Annotated in this window: 17 protein-coding genes; 5 read left to right on the top strand and 12 right to left on the bottom strand. The window is 64.0% G+C overall.

The annotated features are described in order from the left end of the window. Positions 1-216: 216 nt before the first annotated feature. From RDU24_RS10820 to RDU24_RS10810, 3 genes are all read right to left on the bottom strand, one after another. Positions 217-1,953: a YcaO-like family protein gene (locus RDU24_RS10820; protein ID WP_308735770.1), complete on the bottom strand. Its 1,737-nt coding sequence runs from the start codon at positions 1,951-1,953 to the stop codon at positions 217-219. Positions 1,954-2,035: 82 nt separating this feature from the next. Next, the gene (locus RDU24_RS10815; protein ID WP_308735769.1) at positions 2,036-3,031 is read right to left on the bottom strand and encodes a Tim44 domain-containing protein; all 996 of its coding nucleotides are present in this window, start codon (positions 3,029-3,031) and stop codon (positions 2,036-2,038) included. A gap of 8 nt (positions 3,032-3,039) precedes the next feature. Continuing rightward, positions 3,040-3,441 (bottom strand): response regulator, encoded by a 402-nt coding sequence (locus RDU24_RS10810; protein WP_308735768.1) that lies wholly within the window; start codon positions 3,439-3,441, stop codon positions 3,040-3,042. Between the two features lie 171 nt (positions 3,442-3,612). Between RDU24_RS10810 and RDU24_RS10805 the strand changes: the two genes are divergently transcribed. From RDU24_RS10805 to RDU24_RS16015, 5 genes are all read left to right on the top strand, one after another. Then, entirely contained in the window at positions 3,613-3,924 is a 312-nt protein-coding gene (locus tag RDU24_RS10805; RefSeq protein ID WP_308735767.1) for an SHOCT domain-containing protein, read from the top strand. After that, a complete protein-coding gene (locus tag RDU24_RS10800) occupies positions 3,921-4,706 on the top strand; it encodes an HD domain-containing protein (RefSeq protein ID WP_308735766.1) in 786 nt (261 codons plus the stop codon). The genes RDU24_RS10805 and RDU24_RS10800 overlap by 4 nt, the downstream gene beginning before the upstream one ends. Positions 4,707-4,751: 45 nt before the next feature. After that, positions 4,752-5,681, top strand: a complete 930-nt coding sequence (locus tag RDU24_RS10795) for an NAD(P)/FAD-dependent oxidoreductase (RefSeq protein WP_308735765.1) — start codon at positions 4,752-4,754, stop codon at positions 5,679-5,681. 32 nt (positions 5,682-5,713) lie between these two features. Then, positions 5,714-6,226 carry a GNAT family N-acetyltransferase gene (locus tag RDU24_RS10790; protein WP_308735764.1) on the top strand — a complete coding sequence of 171 codons (513 nt, stop codon included), beginning with the start codon at positions 5,714-5,716 and terminating at the stop codon, positions 6,224-6,226. Between the two features lie 273 nt (positions 6,227-6,499). Continuing rightward, positions 6,500-6,826 carry a two-CW domain-containing protein gene (locus tag RDU24_RS16015; protein ID WP_374989765.1) on the top strand — a complete coding sequence of 109 codons (327 nt, stop codon included), beginning with the start codon at positions 6,500-6,502 and terminating at the stop codon, positions 6,824-6,826. A gap of 131 nt (positions 6,827-6,957) precedes the next feature. Here the strand turns inward: RDU24_RS16015 and RDU24_RS10785 are convergent, their stop codons facing one another. The 9 genes from RDU24_RS10785 to RDU24_RS10745 all read right to left on the bottom strand — a co-directional run bounded on the left by RDU24_RS10785 (position 6,958) and on the right by RDU24_RS10745 (position 16,340). Further along, the gene (locus RDU24_RS10785; protein WP_308735763.1) at positions 6,958-8,382 is read right to left on the bottom strand and encodes a Ni/Fe hydrogenase subunit alpha; all 1,425 of its coding nucleotides are present in this window, start codon (positions 8,380-8,382) and stop codon (positions 6,958-6,960) included. 50 nt (positions 8,383-8,432) lie between these two features. Further along, the gene (locus tag RDU24_RS10780) at positions 8,433-9,173 is read right to left on the bottom strand and encodes a hypothetical protein (RefSeq protein ID WP_308735762.1); all 741 of its coding nucleotides are present in this window, start codon (positions 9,171-9,173) and stop codon (positions 8,433-8,435) included. 24 nt (positions 9,174-9,197) lie between these two features. Then, positions 9,198-10,031: an FAD/NAD(P)-binding protein gene (locus tag RDU24_RS10775; protein ID WP_308735761.1), complete on the bottom strand. Its 834-nt coding sequence runs from the start codon at positions 10,029-10,031 to the stop codon at positions 9,198-9,200. Next, a complete protein-coding gene (locus RDU24_RS10770; RefSeq protein WP_308735760.1) occupies positions 10,021-11,067 on the bottom strand; it encodes a 4Fe-4S dicluster domain-containing protein in 1,047 nt (348 codons plus the stop codon). Before RDU24_RS10770 ends, RDU24_RS10775 begins: the two co-directional genes overlap by 11 nt. 163 nt (positions 11,068-11,230) lie before the next feature. Further along, positions 11,231-12,616 carry an argininosuccinate lyase gene (gene argH, locus RDU24_RS10765; protein WP_308735759.1) on the bottom strand — a complete coding sequence of 462 codons (1,386 nt, stop codon included), beginning with the start codon at positions 12,614-12,616 and terminating at the stop codon, positions 11,231-11,233. Between the two features lie 23 nt (positions 12,617-12,639). After that, entirely contained in the window at positions 12,640-13,836 is a 1,197-nt protein-coding gene (locus RDU24_RS10760; RefSeq protein WP_308735758.1) for an argininosuccinate synthase, read from the bottom strand. Between the two features lie 28 nt (positions 13,837-13,864). Then, positions 13,865-14,770: an ornithine carbamoyltransferase gene (gene argF, locus RDU24_RS10755; protein WP_308735757.1), complete on the bottom strand. Its 906-nt coding sequence runs from the start codon at positions 14,768-14,770 to the stop codon at positions 13,865-13,867. 107 nt (positions 14,771-14,877) lie between these two features. Further along, positions 14,878-15,312: an rRNA maturation RNase YbeY gene (gene ybeY, locus RDU24_RS10750; protein WP_308735756.1), complete on the bottom strand. Its 435-nt coding sequence runs from the start codon at positions 15,310-15,312 to the stop codon at positions 14,878-14,880. Beyond that, positions 15,309-16,340, bottom strand: a complete 1,032-nt coding sequence (locus RDU24_RS10745; RefSeq protein ID WP_308735755.1) for a PhoH family protein — start codon at positions 16,338-16,340, stop codon at positions 15,309-15,311. The genes ybeY and RDU24_RS10745 overlap by 4 nt, the downstream gene beginning before the upstream one ends. Between the last annotated feature and the right edge of the window lie 78 nt (positions 16,341-16,418).

Genomic DNA, 16,418 nt, shown 5'->3' with positions numbered 1-16,418 from the left:
GGAAACCGTCCTCGTCCACCTCAAACTTGTTGCTCTTGTACTCAACAATAGCCATTCTTCGTCCTCCTCATAGGATCTCAGGGAAGTCGCCAAAGCCGATAAATTCCTTTGGAACCGCGCATGGACCAAGTCCACACTTGCGTGCAAACCGAACTAATGGATTTCTCAGCCGTGGTCAATACGGTCTGGGAGTATATCCTCCAAACTGGTGGAAATTTATTCCCGCTTGCCCCGGAGAAGTTCCTCCAGGTGCTTGCGCGCGTAGTCCAGGCCGGGATCCAGGCGCAGCGCCGCCTCCAGGCATTCCAGAGCCTCCTGCCGCTGCCCGAGGAACTTGTGGCACAGGCCAAGATTGGCCAGATCGGGTGCCGACCCGGAATCAAGCGCCAACACGGCGTGGAAATCATCCTTCGCCAGTTCGTATGAACCGGCCTTGAACCTGGCCACGCCGCGCAGGTTGAAGTACTCCTTCACATCCGGGTCCAGCAAAATGGCCCTGTCGAGATGCGGAACGCAGTCCTCCCAGCGGCTGTCCTGGGAGAGCGCATAGGCCTGGTAGAAGGCGCACAGGGCGCGTTCGTCCGAACCAGGCTGCAGGGGCTCGGCCAGGGCAAAGCGCTCGGCGGCCAGGTCGAGGTCGCCCTTGCGCAGCGCCAGCAGGGCCTGAAAGAACGGCAGGTAGTAGGCAGTGGGAGCAACCTCCGCCAGCACGGCAAGCCCTGCCTCGGCTTCCGGCACCTCGGCCTCCTCCGCCAGCTTGCGGCCCACAAACAGGCCCAGGCTGCGGTTCACGGTACGCTCGCGGAAGTCGAAGCCCGGCACGAGGTTGTAGTTGGCGGGCACCTGGATGTCGGCGCGTGTGGTGTCCACGGAGTACAGGCTGTAGCCTTTGGCGCCCAGTCCATCGGCCAGGCGGGCGAGCTCCACGCGGATATTGTTGTCCTCGACGTCGGGCAGGCTGTCCAGCTCGACCACAGGTCCGGCCAGGAGCCACTCGAACTGCCCGGGGTCCGTGAACTTGCGCAGGCCAGACGCCTCGTACACGCGCCCGGTCTCAAAGTCGCCCGCAAGCTGCGCGATCTCGGTGACGGCGCGCACTGCGGCCTTTACCGGCGAGGCAGCTGTTCCGGCAGTGTAGACGATCTCGCTCAAGCCCGGAAAGGTCCGGGGGTCAAAGGCCAACGCGCCGACGGTCGGCACGGGCATGCCGAGGGAGAAGTCCTTCAGCACAAGCATGATGCCATTCTTGCGGAAAGCCTCGCACAGCTCGCGCAGCACCGGGTCGGCCAGGTTGTCCTGGCTGATGGTGGGCAGAGTCGGATCGCTGCGGTCGATGACGGCGCAGACATGGCGCTCCACCAGCTCGCAGGCGCCCTGCAGCACGGACTCCTCGCTGGTGTTGCCCGCGGAGGAGCCGTTGAACTCGTTCAGCGTCTTGAACCAGTCGAGCGGCAACACGCAGGTTTTCCCCGTGGCCACGTTCAGCGCCGGGCAGAAACGCCAACGCACTAGGTCCATGACGCGTCTTGCGCCTTCTGGCGAGAGTTCGTCGCCAACGGAGGAGCAAATCTCGCGGATGTCCATGAGCTGGTCGCCGAAACGCTGCACAGCCTCGGACCAGGTGCAGCGCACGAAGTTCGACTCGTCAGCCCAGAAGCTGAAGTAGCTGAAGCGCTCCACCAGCTCCATAAGGGCCGAGGCTTCGGCCTGGGCGGGACTGGCGCCCTTGCCCATCTGCTTGCGCGTGGGCATCACGGCACGCGCCTCCGGCCCGCAGATACTCAAGAACACCGGGATGCCGAGGCGTCCGGTGTCCACGCGGTCGGTTTTTTCCAGCACGCCGGGACATTTTTGCTCGAGCACGGCCTTGACCTTGGCGACGGTTTCAGCGGGTGGAGAGGCCTTGTCCTGGTCCATGGTGTAGACCTTGAAGCAATCCTTGAGGGCAAACATCCTGATCTCCTTGCGCAAGAAAGCCCGGAGTGTGGCTCCAGGCTTGGGTGGTAGTGTTCGGGAAGCTATGGCGGGGCGCCGTCTAGGCCTCAAGTTGCTGGATGCCTTCCAGCCGCCAGTTGGCGTTCAGGTCGCCCGTTGGCCTGGAGAAGTGCCAGACCTCGCGAATCTGCCGGGGCTTGTCTTCGCTGGCGTCCTCGCGCAGGAGAACGTCGAAGTAGACGGAAACCACGGTGTCAGTCGCTTCCTCCTTGAATTCGAGGAGGCGGGCGTTGATGAGCAACAGTTCGGTCTTGGACGGCTTGGGGTCGAGCGCGGCCTGGCGCTTGATCTCCTCAAGCACTTCCTGGGTGGTGAACAGCGCGATGTCGTCGAGGTCGCGACGATCCCAGGAATGCTGCAGGCGGGCGTAGACGGTCTTGGCCCCTTCCAGGAACTCCGGCACGATGAAGCCGACCGGGACAGTGGGGCCCGCGACTGTCTCTGCCGCGGGTTCCGGCGTCGCCGTTGCCGCGCCGAAGCCGCCCGTGCCGCCAGCCTCAGGCTTGGAGCGCAGGGCGTCCCAGTTCTGGGCGGCCCTTGCGCGTGCATCCTCCGACGTATCTGGCGAGGAGGACGGCGGTGCCTGCCAACCGCCCTGGGCGGGGGCGTCTCCGGACGTCTGGCCACGGCGGCGCAACAGCTTCACGGCGAAATAGATGATCACACCGATGAGGAGGATGTCCAGGAAGCCCATGCCCCCGCCAAAGCCTCCCATGCCGCGGCCAAAGAGCATGGAGCCGATGAGCCCGCCGGCCATGAGCCCGCCAAGGCCCCATCCCATGCGCGAGAACATGCTCGGCTGCGGTGCGCCGAGGGGACCTGGCGCAGCAGGTGCGGGCTGTTTCGCCTGCGTGGGAGCTGCGCTCGGGGTCTGGGTCGGCGCATATGTGGGTGCCACAGGCTTGCTGTAGCTGCGCGAATAGGTGGAACGGCTGCCGAAGGAACGGTTGCCGCCGAGGCGCGCCGCCTCTGCCAGACTCAGGCAGAGCAATACTGCGAGGGCTGCCAGCCCGAACAAGACAGGGAATCTTCTCACGGTTATCCTCATGTTGAGTTGCTGATGCCCAGGTTGCGGAGGGTCTCGAAAAACGGCTCCGGCAAAATGGGTTTGGTGACGTAGGCGGTGGCGCCATGCTTGTACGCGCCCATGACCGAACGCACATCGCCAAGGGCCGTGGTCATGACGACCTTCGCTTCGTGATCGTTCTGCACGCCGGCCTGGAGTTCGAGAGCGCGAATCTGTTGCAGGGCCTCCTGGCCATTCATCTGTGGCATCATGATATCGAGGCACACCACCTGAAAGGGGCGGCCCTCCTCAAGGGCTGCCGCAAACGCGGATACAGCCTCTTCGCCGTCGTAAACGACATGGCAATCGCCAAAGCGAGCCATGAGTCCTTCCATATATTGCGCGCTAGCCACATCATCTTCGGCTATGAGTATGCGCATGGCGACCTCCGTTCTTCATACGTGATGATAGCTGATCTTTTCGCAGGAGACAATGGCGGGAACAGAAGGTCCAGCTTGCGTCTTGCCAGAGAGCCCGATGCGACGTATCTCTCCCAGGCGAGACGCGCAGGCAGCAGGCTTGCCGCAATGATCAACCGGAGGTTCCCAAGCATGTCTTTCCTGAACATCAGCACCCAGGCCGCCCTGCCCTCCAAGTGGGACGGCTGGCCGTTCAACTCCGGCTATGGCGGAGATTGGCAGACCACCCTCGCAACCTACGCCTTTTCAGCCCTCATCCTGGGCGCCATTTGCGTGTTCCTGCGACTGCTGTTCGGCCCCAAGGGCATATGGCGCGACAAGGAGCTTGAGCGCGAGGCCGAGGAGGCCAAGCGCAAGGAGCTCTCGCAACTGGAAGCGAGCCTTCGTTCCGGCAGGATCACGCAGATTGAATACAAAAGGCAGAAAAGGATCATCGAACAATGAGCGAGGCCCATGTCGAGCTTGTTGCCAAGCGCTTCCAAGCCTTCGCCGAGCCATTCCTGGCCGAGCCCGGCGACAACTTCGCCTACCGCCTCAAGGTTGAGCATACCATCCGTGTAAGCGCCATCGCCACCGACATCGCCGATCACTCACGCGTGTCAGAACGCGTGCGCTTCGCCGCGCGCCTCGCCGCCCTTCTCCACGATGTCGGGCGCTTTCCGCAGTACAAGCGATACCGCACCTTCCGAGACGCGGAGTCGGCCAACCACGCTGCGCTGAGCGTCCGCCACACCCTGCGCGGGGACATGCTGGCAGACGTGCCGGAGGACATCCGCCGCCTGACGCTCGGCGCAGTCATCCTGCACAACGTGCGCGCCCTGCCCTTGACCCTGCCGCCTGAAACCCTGGCGGTTGCGCGCCTGGTGCGCGACAGCGACAAGCTGGACATCTTTCGCGTCATGATCGCGCACTTCTCCCAGGAGACGCCTCAACACCCGGAGGTGGCGCTCCACGTGAAGCCCCACCCCACGGCCTACTCCCAGGCCGTTCTGGACGGCCTGTTGCGCGGCGAAACAGGAGACTACCGCCACATCGTCTGGGTCAACGACTTCAAGCTCATGGTCGCGGGCTGGATATACGACCTGAACTACCGCCATTCCCTCAAGCTGCTGCGCGAACGGGGCTACCTGGACACCATCTTCGATTCCCTGCCGGCCGAGCCGAAGCTCCTCGCCCTGCGCAGCCAGATCATGGGGCACCTTGCCCAAAGGCTCGCCGGAGATTAGGCTAACGCCAAAGCCCACCCCTTTCGCTGCAACCAAGGAGCTGCCATGACCCAGCACAGCATGTATGATGTCGTCATCCTCGGCTGCGGCCCCGCGGGCATCCAGGCCGCCATCCACGCCTCACGCAAGAAGGCCGGGGTGCTCCTGCTGGGGCGCATGAACAAAAGCAACCTGTTCTGGGCGCATGTGGAAAACTTCCTCGGAATGTTCAAAACAAGCGGCGAGGACATGCTCAAGACCGGGCTGGCCCAGGCCGAAAGCTTCGGCGCCGAGTTGATGGAAGAAGACGCGCTCAGCATCTCCCATGAAAAGCGCTGCTTCGAGATCGAGACTGAAAGCGGCCGGAAACTATGCGCCCGCTCGCTCATCCTCGCCACAGGCACCACCCGCAACAAGCTCGGCGTGCCAGGCGAAAAGGAACTGCTCGGTCGCGGCGTGTCGTATTGCGTGGATTGCGACGGCGGGTTCTTCCGGGGCGAAGTCGTTGCCGTGGTGGGAGGCCAGAGCGCTGCAGTAAGCGGCGCCCTGACCCTGTTGCATCTGGCCGAGAGCGTACACCTCATATGCGAAAGCCTTGATGTCTCGCCCGTCCTGCAGGACAAGCTGCGCGAGAGCGGAGTCAGCCTGCATGAAGGCGTCACGGTGAAGGCCATCACCGGCGACAGCAAGGTGGAAGGCCTGACGCTGTCCGACGGAACATCGCTTCCCGTGGCGGGCGTGTTCATCGAACAAGGGGCCAAGGGCGTGCTGGAACTTGCCTCGACCCTGGGGCTGACCCTCGACGAAAGCATGAAGTACATACAGACCGACAAGGCCCAGGCCACCAGCGTTCCCGGCGTATTCGCAGCGGGCGACATCTGCGGCCCGCCCCTGCAGATGGCCAAGGCCGTGGGCGAGGGCTGCGTGGCCGGAACCATGGCCGCCACCTATGCCAAGAACCTGAAACTGGCCCAGGAAGGCGGCGCAGAAGAGTAGCGCGCACACCTCCGCACCCACCAGGCGCACACATGATCATCCGTCCGGAAACACCTGCAGACCACACGGTCATCCGCAAGATCAACATTGCTGCGTTTGCCACGCATCCTTTCAGCAGGCAGACCGAGCACCTCAATGTCGATGCCCTGCGCGAAGACGGCGCCCTGACACTTTCCCTGGTTGCCGAGGAACCTTCGGCCACGGGATCACGTGTGGCCGGCCACATCGCCTTTTCCGAGGCTCACGTGGAGGGCCGCGACCTGGGCTGGTTCCTGCTTGGACCTGTGGCCGTTTGGCCCGACCTTCAGCGCAAAGGCGTCGGCTCGAAACTTGTGCTGGAGGGATTGGCTGAACTGCGTCGGCGCAACGCCTCTGGCTGCGTGCTTGTGGGCGATCCGGCCTACTACGCACGCTTCGGCTTCCGGCAGGCCACGACCCTAATCTACCCAGGGGTACCGCCCCAATATCTGTTGATCCTGTCGCTTTTCGGCAGCGAGCCCAGCGGGATGCTTTCGCACCATCCAGCCTTCGACATCGAGCCGTAGACCCGCAGAGGCCCAAAACCGGTGGCCTACTGCGGACATGCTCCTTCCTCGGATTGATGTTGTTCACCGAGATCAAACACAGGAATTCTTCTCTACGCGCAAAAGGTCATCCGAGAACGACCCACACGACAACCTCTGATCTCTTTGAATCGTCAAGCCCCCCATCCCTACACTTCCGCCAGTTGCATACAGCAACCGGATTGGAATTGTTACAGGATGACAATCAGACGTCAACGTGATACATAGACATATAGCGCTCTTGCGATAATCATTATGATCATGAGGCATACAATGAGCAAGATGAATTGCTGGGAATTCAAGCATTGCAAACGCATCGCAGCGGACGCGCACGCACAGGAGGATGGGATATGCCCAGCCACTACCGCAAAGCCTGTCGATGGGCTGAACGACGGCAAATGTGGCGGGAGATGCTGCTGGGCCATTGCAGGTACGTTTTGCGGAAATATAGTACAGGGAACATTCGCCATGAAGCAGAGAAACTGCTTGAAATGCGGATTTTTCAAAAACGTTATCCGCGAGCAGGGCGTGAGCTACACAAACACCAAGCAGATTCTCGAAATCCTGAAAACGTCGCGATAACAAGCGAACTGAGGATTAAAGGGAAGTGGCCTTTGCCACCAAACCGCGAAAGGGCTGCCTCAGGTTACTCCTGAAACAGCCCTTTCGAGGTCAATTGAGGTCAATGGGGTGGCGCCCCTGTTCTCTGTTTCCTATTTGTAATTGAAGCGCACCATGCTTCGTTTCTCTTCATTCAGGCCGCGCGCGTCGATGAAGTGCGTGGAGCAGCTGATGCAGGGGTCGTAGGCGCGCACGAGCATGGACAGCCGGAGCTCCATCTCCTTCTCCGAGAGGCCGGAGATGAGCGGCACCAGGGCGTCCATGTCCTTCTGGATGTTGGCGTGGTTCTGGTTCGTGGGGATGACGCAGTCGGCCTGGAAAATGCGGCCGTGCTCGTCATACTCGTAGGCATGGAACAGGATGCCGCGGGGCACCTCGACGGCTCCAACGCCGCGTCCCGGGGCGATGCTGGCCTTGGCCGGGGCCTCGTCGCGGATGCCGCGCTTGAGCAGGTCGTCCACCAGCATGAGGGACTCTTCCACAGTATGCACGCACTCCACCAACTGGGCGACGGTGATCAGGTAGGGGTTGGTGCAGCCCTTCTTGAGGCCGAGCTTCTTGGCAGCGGCGGCGGCCTTGGGCATGAGGTGCTCGGCGTTCAGGTTGAAGCGCGCGAGCGCCCCCACCATGTAGGACTCGTCGAGGTTCTTGGTCCACTTGGCCGTTGACGTGGGGATCAGATACTCACGCGTGGTGTTGCGATACTGGCGCACAGGCCTGCGCTCATCCTTGCTGGAGCCGATCTCGCCCCAGTACATGGCGTATTCCGAGGGCGACACCAGCCCGACATACTCGGTCTGGCGCTCGAACTTGGGAAACTTGTCGATGATGCTGGCGAAGAAGTCCACGGCGAAGTCGAGGTTCGGCATGGCCTCATGGAGCATGGTGCGCAGGTCTTTCAGCTGCTCGGTGGACGGGAACATGGTGAACCCGCCGGGCGTCATGCGCTGGGGGTGGGTCGTGCGCCCGCAGATGAGGCGGCTGAACTCGTTGGACACGCGCCGGGCCGCGATGAACTTGAGCACCGCGTCCTTGTGGGTGGCGGCCAGGGGCAGGATGGAGTCCACGCCCATCAGGTCGGGCAACACCAGGTAGGCGATGTGCAGCAGGTGGCTCTGCAGATTCTCGGCGTGCAGTGCCAGCCGACGCAGGATGTGCGTCTGCTCGCTGACGTTGATGTTCAGCGCGTCCTCGGTAGCCTGGAGGCTGGACAGCTGGTGGCCGATGGCGCAGATGCCGCAAATGCGCGAGACGATGTGGTGCACGTCCTTGTAGTCGCGACCGATGAGCATGGCCTCGAAGAAGCGCGGCGCCTCGGGCACCTCCCAGCGGCAGGTGGACACGCGGCCGTCGGCCTCGACATCGACAACTATGTTGCCGTGGCCCTCCACACGGGTCAGGTAGTGCACGTGGACCTTCTTGGGTCCGCTGACCTTGTCCGGCACGGAAACGGGCGTTGCGGGCGAGGCCTTGGCCTTTTTCGGGGCGGTTTTCTTGGCGGGTGCGGTCTTGGCCATGATCATATCCTCTCGGCGGCCCGTGAATGGGCCGGTCGGCTACTTTCTCGCTACAGGGCGGCCCCGGTGTCTCCCAGGAAGAAGCGCAGCAGGTCCTGAGTGGCCTTGCGGTCGCTTCCCGCGCGGTCCATCACGATGCGCGCGGCGTCGAGGTTCGCGCCGGGCACCAGGCCCCGGCAACCCCAGCAGTGCGCGCCCTCGCACACGCAGGCGGCCTTGCAGCCCGCGCGCGTGATGATGCCCAGGCACATCTTGCCCATCTCGTACCGGCAGACGTTGCCCGCCTGCTTGCACTCCACGCAGACCGGGAAGTCCGGAATCCAGGGCGCGCGGCCTTGGAGAAGCTCCTTGGTGATGCGCGCGAACTCGGTGGGGTCGATGGGGCAGCCCGGAACCTCGGCGTCCACATGAACGACGCTTTTCAGCGGGCGGGCGGCGTAGGTGGAGTACCAGCGAGCCTGTCCACCGTAAACTTCTTCGCGGTAGACGTTCTCGGCCATGAAGTTCTTGAGACAGTTGATGCCGCCGATGGCCGCGCAGGCGCCAAGGGCCACAAGGACCTTGGCATTCTTGCGGATTTCCTTCAGGCGGATCTCGTCCTCTGGCCGGGTGATGGAGCCTTCGACAAAGGCCACGTCGTAGTCGTCGGAATGCCCGGTGGCGACCTCGCGGAAGCTCACGACCTCGACGTGCCCAAGGATGTCGAGCAGGCGCTCCTCAAGGTTGGCGATCTGGAGCTGGTCGCCTTCGCAGCCAGCGAAGTCGAAGAAGGCGATTTTCGGTTTGGCCATGATGTCCCCTCCCCGCCAGGGCGCCTAGATGGCTTCCTGGTAGGCTTCGATGTCCGTGTAGCAGAACACGGGGCCGTCGATGCAGGTGTTCAGCTCGTTGATCTGGCAATGCCCGCACTTGCCCAGGCCGCACTTCATCTTGCGTTCCAGCGAGACGAAAATCTGCTCCGAGGCGATGCCCTTCTTGCGGCATTCGGCGATGACGAAGCGGTACATGATCGGGGGGCCGACCATGGCCACGTATGTGTTGCCGGGATCAAGGTCGATTTTTGGCAGGAGCGTGGTGATGACGCCGACGTTGCCCTTCCAGGTGCTGTCGGGCATGTCCACGGTCTCCATGACCTCGACCTCGCCACTTTTCGCCAGGTCGGCGATCTCGTCCACGAAGATGCGCTCCTTGGGGTCGCGGGTGCCGACCATGAGCACGATGCGGCCAAACTCGTCGCGGTGGCGCAGCTGGTAGAACAGAAGCGAGCGCAGCGGGATGTAGCCCAGGCCGCCGGCCACGATGAGCACGTCCTTGCCGACGAACTTCATGACCGGGAACGACGAGCCGTAAGGCCCGCGGATGCCGACCTTTGCGCCGGGCTCAAGGGCGTGCATGGCGCCGGTGACGGCCCCGATGCGCCGAACCGCGATCTCAAAGGTGATGTTGGTGCGCCGGGGCGGCGAGCTGATGGAGAACGGCGCCTCGCCGATGCCGTAGATGGAGAGGTTCACGAACTGGCCGGGCTTGTGGGCCAGCGGCTTGCCGTTGTCCTGCTCGAAGGTGAAGCGCGTGACGAAGTCCGACAGCGGGGTCTTCTCCACCAGCGTGACCGGACGCGGCACGTACGGCGAGAAGAGTTTAGTACTCATGGGCGGTCTCCTCCCACAATTCGTTGAACACCTTGAGCGGGTTGGCGATGCCGGCCGTGCAGGCGCGCACGCAGCGCCCGCAGCCGACGCAGCCAAGCTCGCCGATCTTGTCGTAGATGTATTTGCCCTTGCGGAAGTACCGGTGGCGGTAGCGGTCCTGGGCCTTGGGACGGAAGTTGTGGTTGCCCGCCACCTTGGCAAAGCTTTCAAGCATGCAGCCGTCCCATTCGCGGTAGCGCGTGCCCGTCTCCAGCTTGTCGTCTGACTCCTCGCGGATGTCGAAGCAGTAGCAGGTGGGGCAGACGGTGTTGCAGGAGCCGCAGGCCAGGCACATCTGCGAGTAGCGGCGCCACAGGGGCGAATCCCAGCACTTGGCGAGCAGGCGCGGGGTCTCTTCCCAGTTGTAGCGCAGGGCGTTCTTGCGGGCCTTGGTGAGGATGCGCGCCTTGGCGCGGCGAGCCCCCTCCTTGTCGCCCGCAGTGGAGGGCAAAAGAGCACCGCCCATCGCCAGCAATTCCTCGCCCTTGGCCGAGCCGATCTCCACCGTGAACGAGGCCGGGCCGACCTTGGTCCAGTAGAGGTCGAAGCCGTGGGCCACGCTGGACGCGCCCACGCTGGCCCAGAAGCCCGAGGGCGAAACGGTCAGCGGCTCGAAGGCCATGACCACGGTGGCCTCGCGGCGGCGAATATAGTTCTGGTCCGGGCTGCCGCCCTCCATGAGCTGATCCAGCTGATTGAGCGCCTTCACGTCATAGGGGTGCACGCCGAAGAGGATCTGCTTCGGCGCCCCGAAGACGGGCTTGGCCTCATAGGTGCGGCGATCGTAGGTGATGAGGGCCTCATGCGGCGGCATGACGAAGCGCTTGGGCGAGTTGTAGGCAACATCGTAGTCCCAGGCTATCTCCAGGTCCTTTCTCCAGGGCACAAGGTCGTAAAACCCCTCGCGCAGCCGGGCCGGGACGTGGAGGGCATACTGCTTGCTCCATTTCTCGAACAGCCCTGGCAGCTGTTCCTTGTAGACGGTGTACGTCGTCATGATTCCCCTCCGGGATCGGATGCGGTGACTCTGCTCCTTTGGAGGCTATGAACAATATCCCAAGGAAGTGCAACCCATGTTCAAAAATGCACATGGATTTCTTGGATAAAAAAGGGCGCCCCGTACGGAGCGCACCATATCTGCCCGTCATGCCGAACAATCTTCAGCGGATTCCCGCAAGCCAGGCCCGCAACGCCAGAATCTGGCCCGAAACGGACTCCGGCCCTGTGCCGCCAGCAAGGTTCCTGCGGCTCACCGCCGCCTCGTATCGCAGCACGTCGAACACGTCCTGCTCCACCAGCGGCGAGAACGAGCGCAGTTCCTCCAGGCTCAAGTCCTCCAGGCACACGCCCTTCTTCTCAGCCAGGGCCACGGCAGCGCCGGTGGCGTGGTGCGCCTCGCGAAACGGCAGCCCCTTGGCCGCCAGATAGTCGGCCAGTTCCGTGGCGTTGAGATAGCCCTTGGTGAGCGCCCGGCGCATGGCCTCCGGCACGAACTCCAGCACCGCCAGCATGTCGGCCATGATGGACACCGAGGCGTAAACGGTGCGGTCGGCGTCGAAAAACGGCTCCTTGTCTTCCTGCATGTCGCGGTTGTAGGTCAGCGGCAGGCCCTTCATGAGGGTCAGAAGCGAGGTCAGCGCGCCGTACACCCGGCCCGTCTTGCCGCGCATGAGCTCGCAGACGTCCGGGTTCTTCTTCTGCGGCATGATGGAGGAGCCCGTGGAATAGGCATCCGGCAGGCGCACGTAGCCGAAGTTCGGGTTGGACCAGATGATCAGTTCCTCGCACAGTCGGCTTAAGTGCATCATGATGACGCTGCCGCAGAACAGCGCCTCAAGCGCAAAATCACGGTCGCTGACGGCGTCCATGCTGTTGGCGAAGGTGCTCAGGAAGCCGACTTCCTCCGCCACCTGGGCGGGTTGGATGGGGTGCGTGGTGCCGGCAAGCGCCGCGGCGCCCAGCGGCGAAACGCGCACGCGCTTGAGGCAGTCATGCAGGCGCTCGAAGTCGCGCCGAAACATCTGGGCGTAGGCCAGCAGGTGGTGGGCCAGGCTCACGGGCTGGGCGGGCTGCAAATGCGTGCAGCCGGGCAGCAGCGTTTGCGCATGCTCCTCGGCCCGGGCGCACAGAACATCCACCAGGCGCCCCAGTTCAACAGACCAACCGCCCAGGCGCGCGTCCACGTGCAGGCGGAAGTCCAGGCAGACCTGGTCGTTGCGGCTGCGCGCCGTATGGAGCTTGCCGCCCACAGGCCCGACGATCTCCGTCAGCCTGCGCTCGATGTTCATGTGCACGTCTTCCAGCTCACGCTTCCAGACGAACGATCCGGCCTCGATCTCCGAGAGCACCTGGTCCAGCCCGGCGCACAGCGTCACGGCTTCCTCGGCCGAAATGATGCCGACCTTGCCGAGCATGGTGGCGTGGGCCTTGGAGCCCAGGATGTCCTCGCGGTACAGCGCCCGGTCAAAACTCTCGGACTGCGTGTACTGCTCCACCGAGGCCGCGGCGGCCTCGGCGAAACGTCCGCCCCACATCTTCTTGGTCATGTGTAACTCCCCTGCTGCCGGTCCTACTTCCCTGCCATGCGGCCCTTGAGCCTGAGGCCCACGAGCTTGATGAACCCGGCGGCGTCGGCCTGGTTGTAGACTTCGTCCTCCTCAAAGGTGGCAAGGTCCATGCGGTACATGGAGAACGGCGACTTGCGGCCCACGGGGATGGCGTTGCCCTTGTAGAGCTTCACGCGCACGGTGCCGGTGACCTTCTCCTGGGTCTTGTCGACCAGGGTCTGCAGGGCCTCGCGCTCCGGGGCGAACCAGTAGCCGTAGTAGACCATCTCGGCGTAGCGCGGGATGAGCGAGTCGCGCAGGTGCATGACCTCGCGGTCCAGGCACAGGCCCTCCAGGTCGCGCTTGGCGATGTGCAGCACGGTGCCGCCCGGGGTCTCGTAGACTCCGCGCGACTTCATGCCCACAAAACGATTCTCCACCATATCGACGCGACCAATGCCGTGGCGTCCGGCGATCTCGTTCAAGGTCAGCACCATCTGGGCGGGGCTGAGGGGCTTGCCGTTCAGGGCCACGGCGTTGCCGGCCTCGAAGTCCAGCGTGATCTCCTCGGCCTTGTCCGGCGCCTGCTCCACAGGGGTGCAGTAGCGGTGGCAGCCGGGATCCGGCTCGTTCCAGGGATCCTCAAGCTCGCCGCCCTCGAAGGACACGTGCAGCAGGTTGGCGTCCTGGCTCCAGGGGTTCTTCTTGGTGACGGGCACGGGGATTCCGTGCTTCTCGGCGTAGGCGATGAGGTCCGTACGGGACTTCATGTCCCAGTCGCGCCAGGGCGCGATGGTCTTCAGGCGCGGGTTGAGGGCCATTGTGGTGAGCTCGAAGCGCACCTGGTCGTTGCCCTTGCCGGTGGCGCCGTGGGCCACGGCCTGGGCGCCCTCGGCCTCGGCGATCTCGCACATGCGCTTGGCGATGAGCGGGCGGGCGATGGAGGTGCCGAGCAGGTAGCGGCCTTCGTACAGGGCGGCCGCGCGCAGCATGGGGTAAACAAAGTCGCGGGCATACTCCTCGCGAATGTCCTCGACGTAGGCCTTGGTGGCGCCGGTGGCCAGCGCCTTGGCCTCCACGCCGTCGAGTTCCTCGCCCTGGCCCAGGTCGGCGGTGAAGGTGACGACCTCGCAGTCGTAGGTGTTCTTGATCCACTTGAGGATGATGGAGGTGTCCAGGCCGCCGGAATAGGCCAGGACGACTTTCTTGATGGAACTCATGCGTTCTGCTCCGTTTACGAAAATGGTGTTAGAGGGCCTCGAAGACCCATTCGAGGATGGCCTTCTGCATGTGCAGCCGGTTCTCGGCCTCGTCAAAAATCATGTCGGCGTTGGCCTCGAAGACTTCGTCCGTGATCTCCTCGCCCCGGTGGGCGGGCAGGCAGTGCATGACCTTGCAGCCGGGCTTGGCCAGCTTCAAGAGCGCGTCGTTCAGCTGGTAGCCCTCGAAGGCCGCCTCGCGCCGCAGCTGCTCCGCCTCCTGGCCCATGGAGGCCCAGACGTCGGTGTTCAGGTAGTCGGCGTCCTTGGCGGCCAGCTCCGGGTCCTCGGTGAGCACGATGCGCGCGCCCTGTTCCCTGGCCTTGGCCAGGATGGCGAGGTCCGGGGTGTAGCCGGACGGACAGGCCAGGGTCAGCTCGAAATGGAAGCGGGCCGCAGCCTCAATCCACGAGTGGGCCATGTTGTTTCCGTCGCCGATCCAGCCCACCTTGAGGGAGCACAGGTCCGGGGTGCGCTCGAACATGGTCAGCACGTCGCTCATGACCTGGCAGGGATGATGCTCGTCAGTGAGGGCGTTGACCACGGGGATGCTGCCCCACTGCACCAGGGTGTCGAGCTTCTCCTGACCGAAGGTGCGCACCACCAGGGCGTCGGCGTAGCGCGAGAGCACGCGGGCGGTGTCCTTCAAGGGCTCGTTGCGGCCCAGCTGTGACTCGTGCGGGGTCAGGAACACGGTGCTGCCGCCCAGGTGGCGCACGGCGACCTCAAAGGACACGCGGGTGCGCGTGGAGGCCTTCTCGAAGATCAGGATGACTGTCTTGCCGTCGAGGAGCCTGGTGCGGACGTCGCCGTCCTTCAGGGCCTTGGCCCGTTCCAGCACCTTGAATATGTCGGACTGGGGAATGTCCAGGATGTTCAGAAAATGTCTGGCCATGGCTGTTCTCCTCGCAAAATCCAATCTCGCGTTGGTGAAAACGTGTATTTTGCCCAACCGGGCCGGGATTGTAAAGAGGCCGTCGCTCAGGCTGCAAATCGCCGCGCTCAGGCCATTTGCGGGCACACGGACTGTACCGCAAGCTCCGTCAGCGCTTCCATTTCCGGGCCGTGATCGTGCCCGCAGAGGTGCAGCAGGCCGTGGCCGAGCAGCCGGGCCAGGTGCTCGCGCGGATCCTGGCCGTACAGGTACGTCTCCCGCGACAGGGTATCAACAGACAGGAACAGCGCGCCCAGGGACTCGGGCCGCTTCGGGTCGGCCTCGGGAAAGCTCAGGATGTTGGTCGGCCCCTGGCAGCCCAGGAACTCGGCGTTGAGCACGGAGATGCCGGGGTCGTCCAGCAGGGTCAGGGAAACGTGGGCTCCGGCAAGGCCCAGCGCTTCGAGCATCGACTCCAGAAAGCCGACAAGCTCGCGCCGCGCGAGGGGAAAGCGCGGGTCAAGCGCGCTTGCGCCGGTGCGGATTCCCAGGCTGACGCTCACGCCTTGGCCTTGCCGCGCACCTGGTCGGCCCGGCTCTTGTCGTGGCGGCCCTTATCATGGCGGCCCTTATCATGGCGGTCGTAGGCCTGGACGATGCGGCCCACCAGCGGATGGCGGATGACGTCCTCCTCGTGGAACTCCACGAAGCCGATGCCCTTGACCCCGGCCAGGATGCCGCGGGCCTCCACCAGGCCGGAGCGCGTCTGGGTCGGCAGGTCGATCTGGGTCACGTCGCCCGTGACAACGCAGCGCGAGCCGAAGCCAAGGCGCGTCAGAAACATCTTCATCTGCTCGGGCGTGGTGTTCTGGGCCTCGTCAAGGATGACGAAGGCGTCGTTCAGCGTGCGGCCGCGCATGAAGGCCAGCGGCGCGACCTCAATGACGCCGGTGGCGAGCATGTCCTGCACACGGGCGAAGTCGAGCATGTCGTGCAGGGCGTCGTAGAGCGGGCGCAGGTATGGATTGACCTTCTCGGCCAGGTCGCCGGGCAGGAATCCCAGCTTCTCGCCCGCCTCCACGGCGGGCCGCGCCAGCACGATGCGCTTGACTTCGCGCTTCATGAGCGCGCTGACGGCCAGCGCCACGGCCAGATAGGTCTTGCCCGTGCCGGCGGGGCCAACGGCGAAGACCAGGTCGTTCTCGCGGATGGCCTGAAGGTAGTTGCGCTGGCTGATGGTCTTGGGGGCGATGGTCTTGCGCGGAGAGGCCACGTACACCGTGTCCTGGAAGATGCGCCGGATGTCCGCGCCGGGCTCGCGCAGCAGGATGCGCCAGGCGCAATCCACGTCCTGCGGATGAACCTGCTTGCCCTCCTGCAACAGGCCGTAGAGCTGCGTCAGCACCGAGGCGGCAAGGTCGACGGCCTCGGGCGCACCGGCGAGCATGGCGACGGAACCGCGCGTGTCGATGCAGGCGCCGGTCTTCTCGGCCAGCAGGGCCAGATTGCTGCCCTGCGGCCCAAAGAGCTTGTTGGCCAGCTCGGGGTCCTTGAACTCCAGCCTGCGGCCCGGTGCGACCTTTTCTGCCATGTTGTTGCGCGTCCTCCTGCGGAATGTGCGTCAGAGACTGCGCTACCGCAATCCGACCCCCGCCGCAAGCGGACACGC

It is taken from the genome of Humidesulfovibrio sp., assembly GCF_031082295.1.
GTDB lineage: Bacteria > Desulfobacterota > Desulfovibrionia > Desulfovibrionales > Desulfovibrionaceae > Humidesulfovibrio.
Note: the sequence above shows the minus strand (reverse complement) of the source record. Positions and strands in the feature narration are given on the sequence as shown.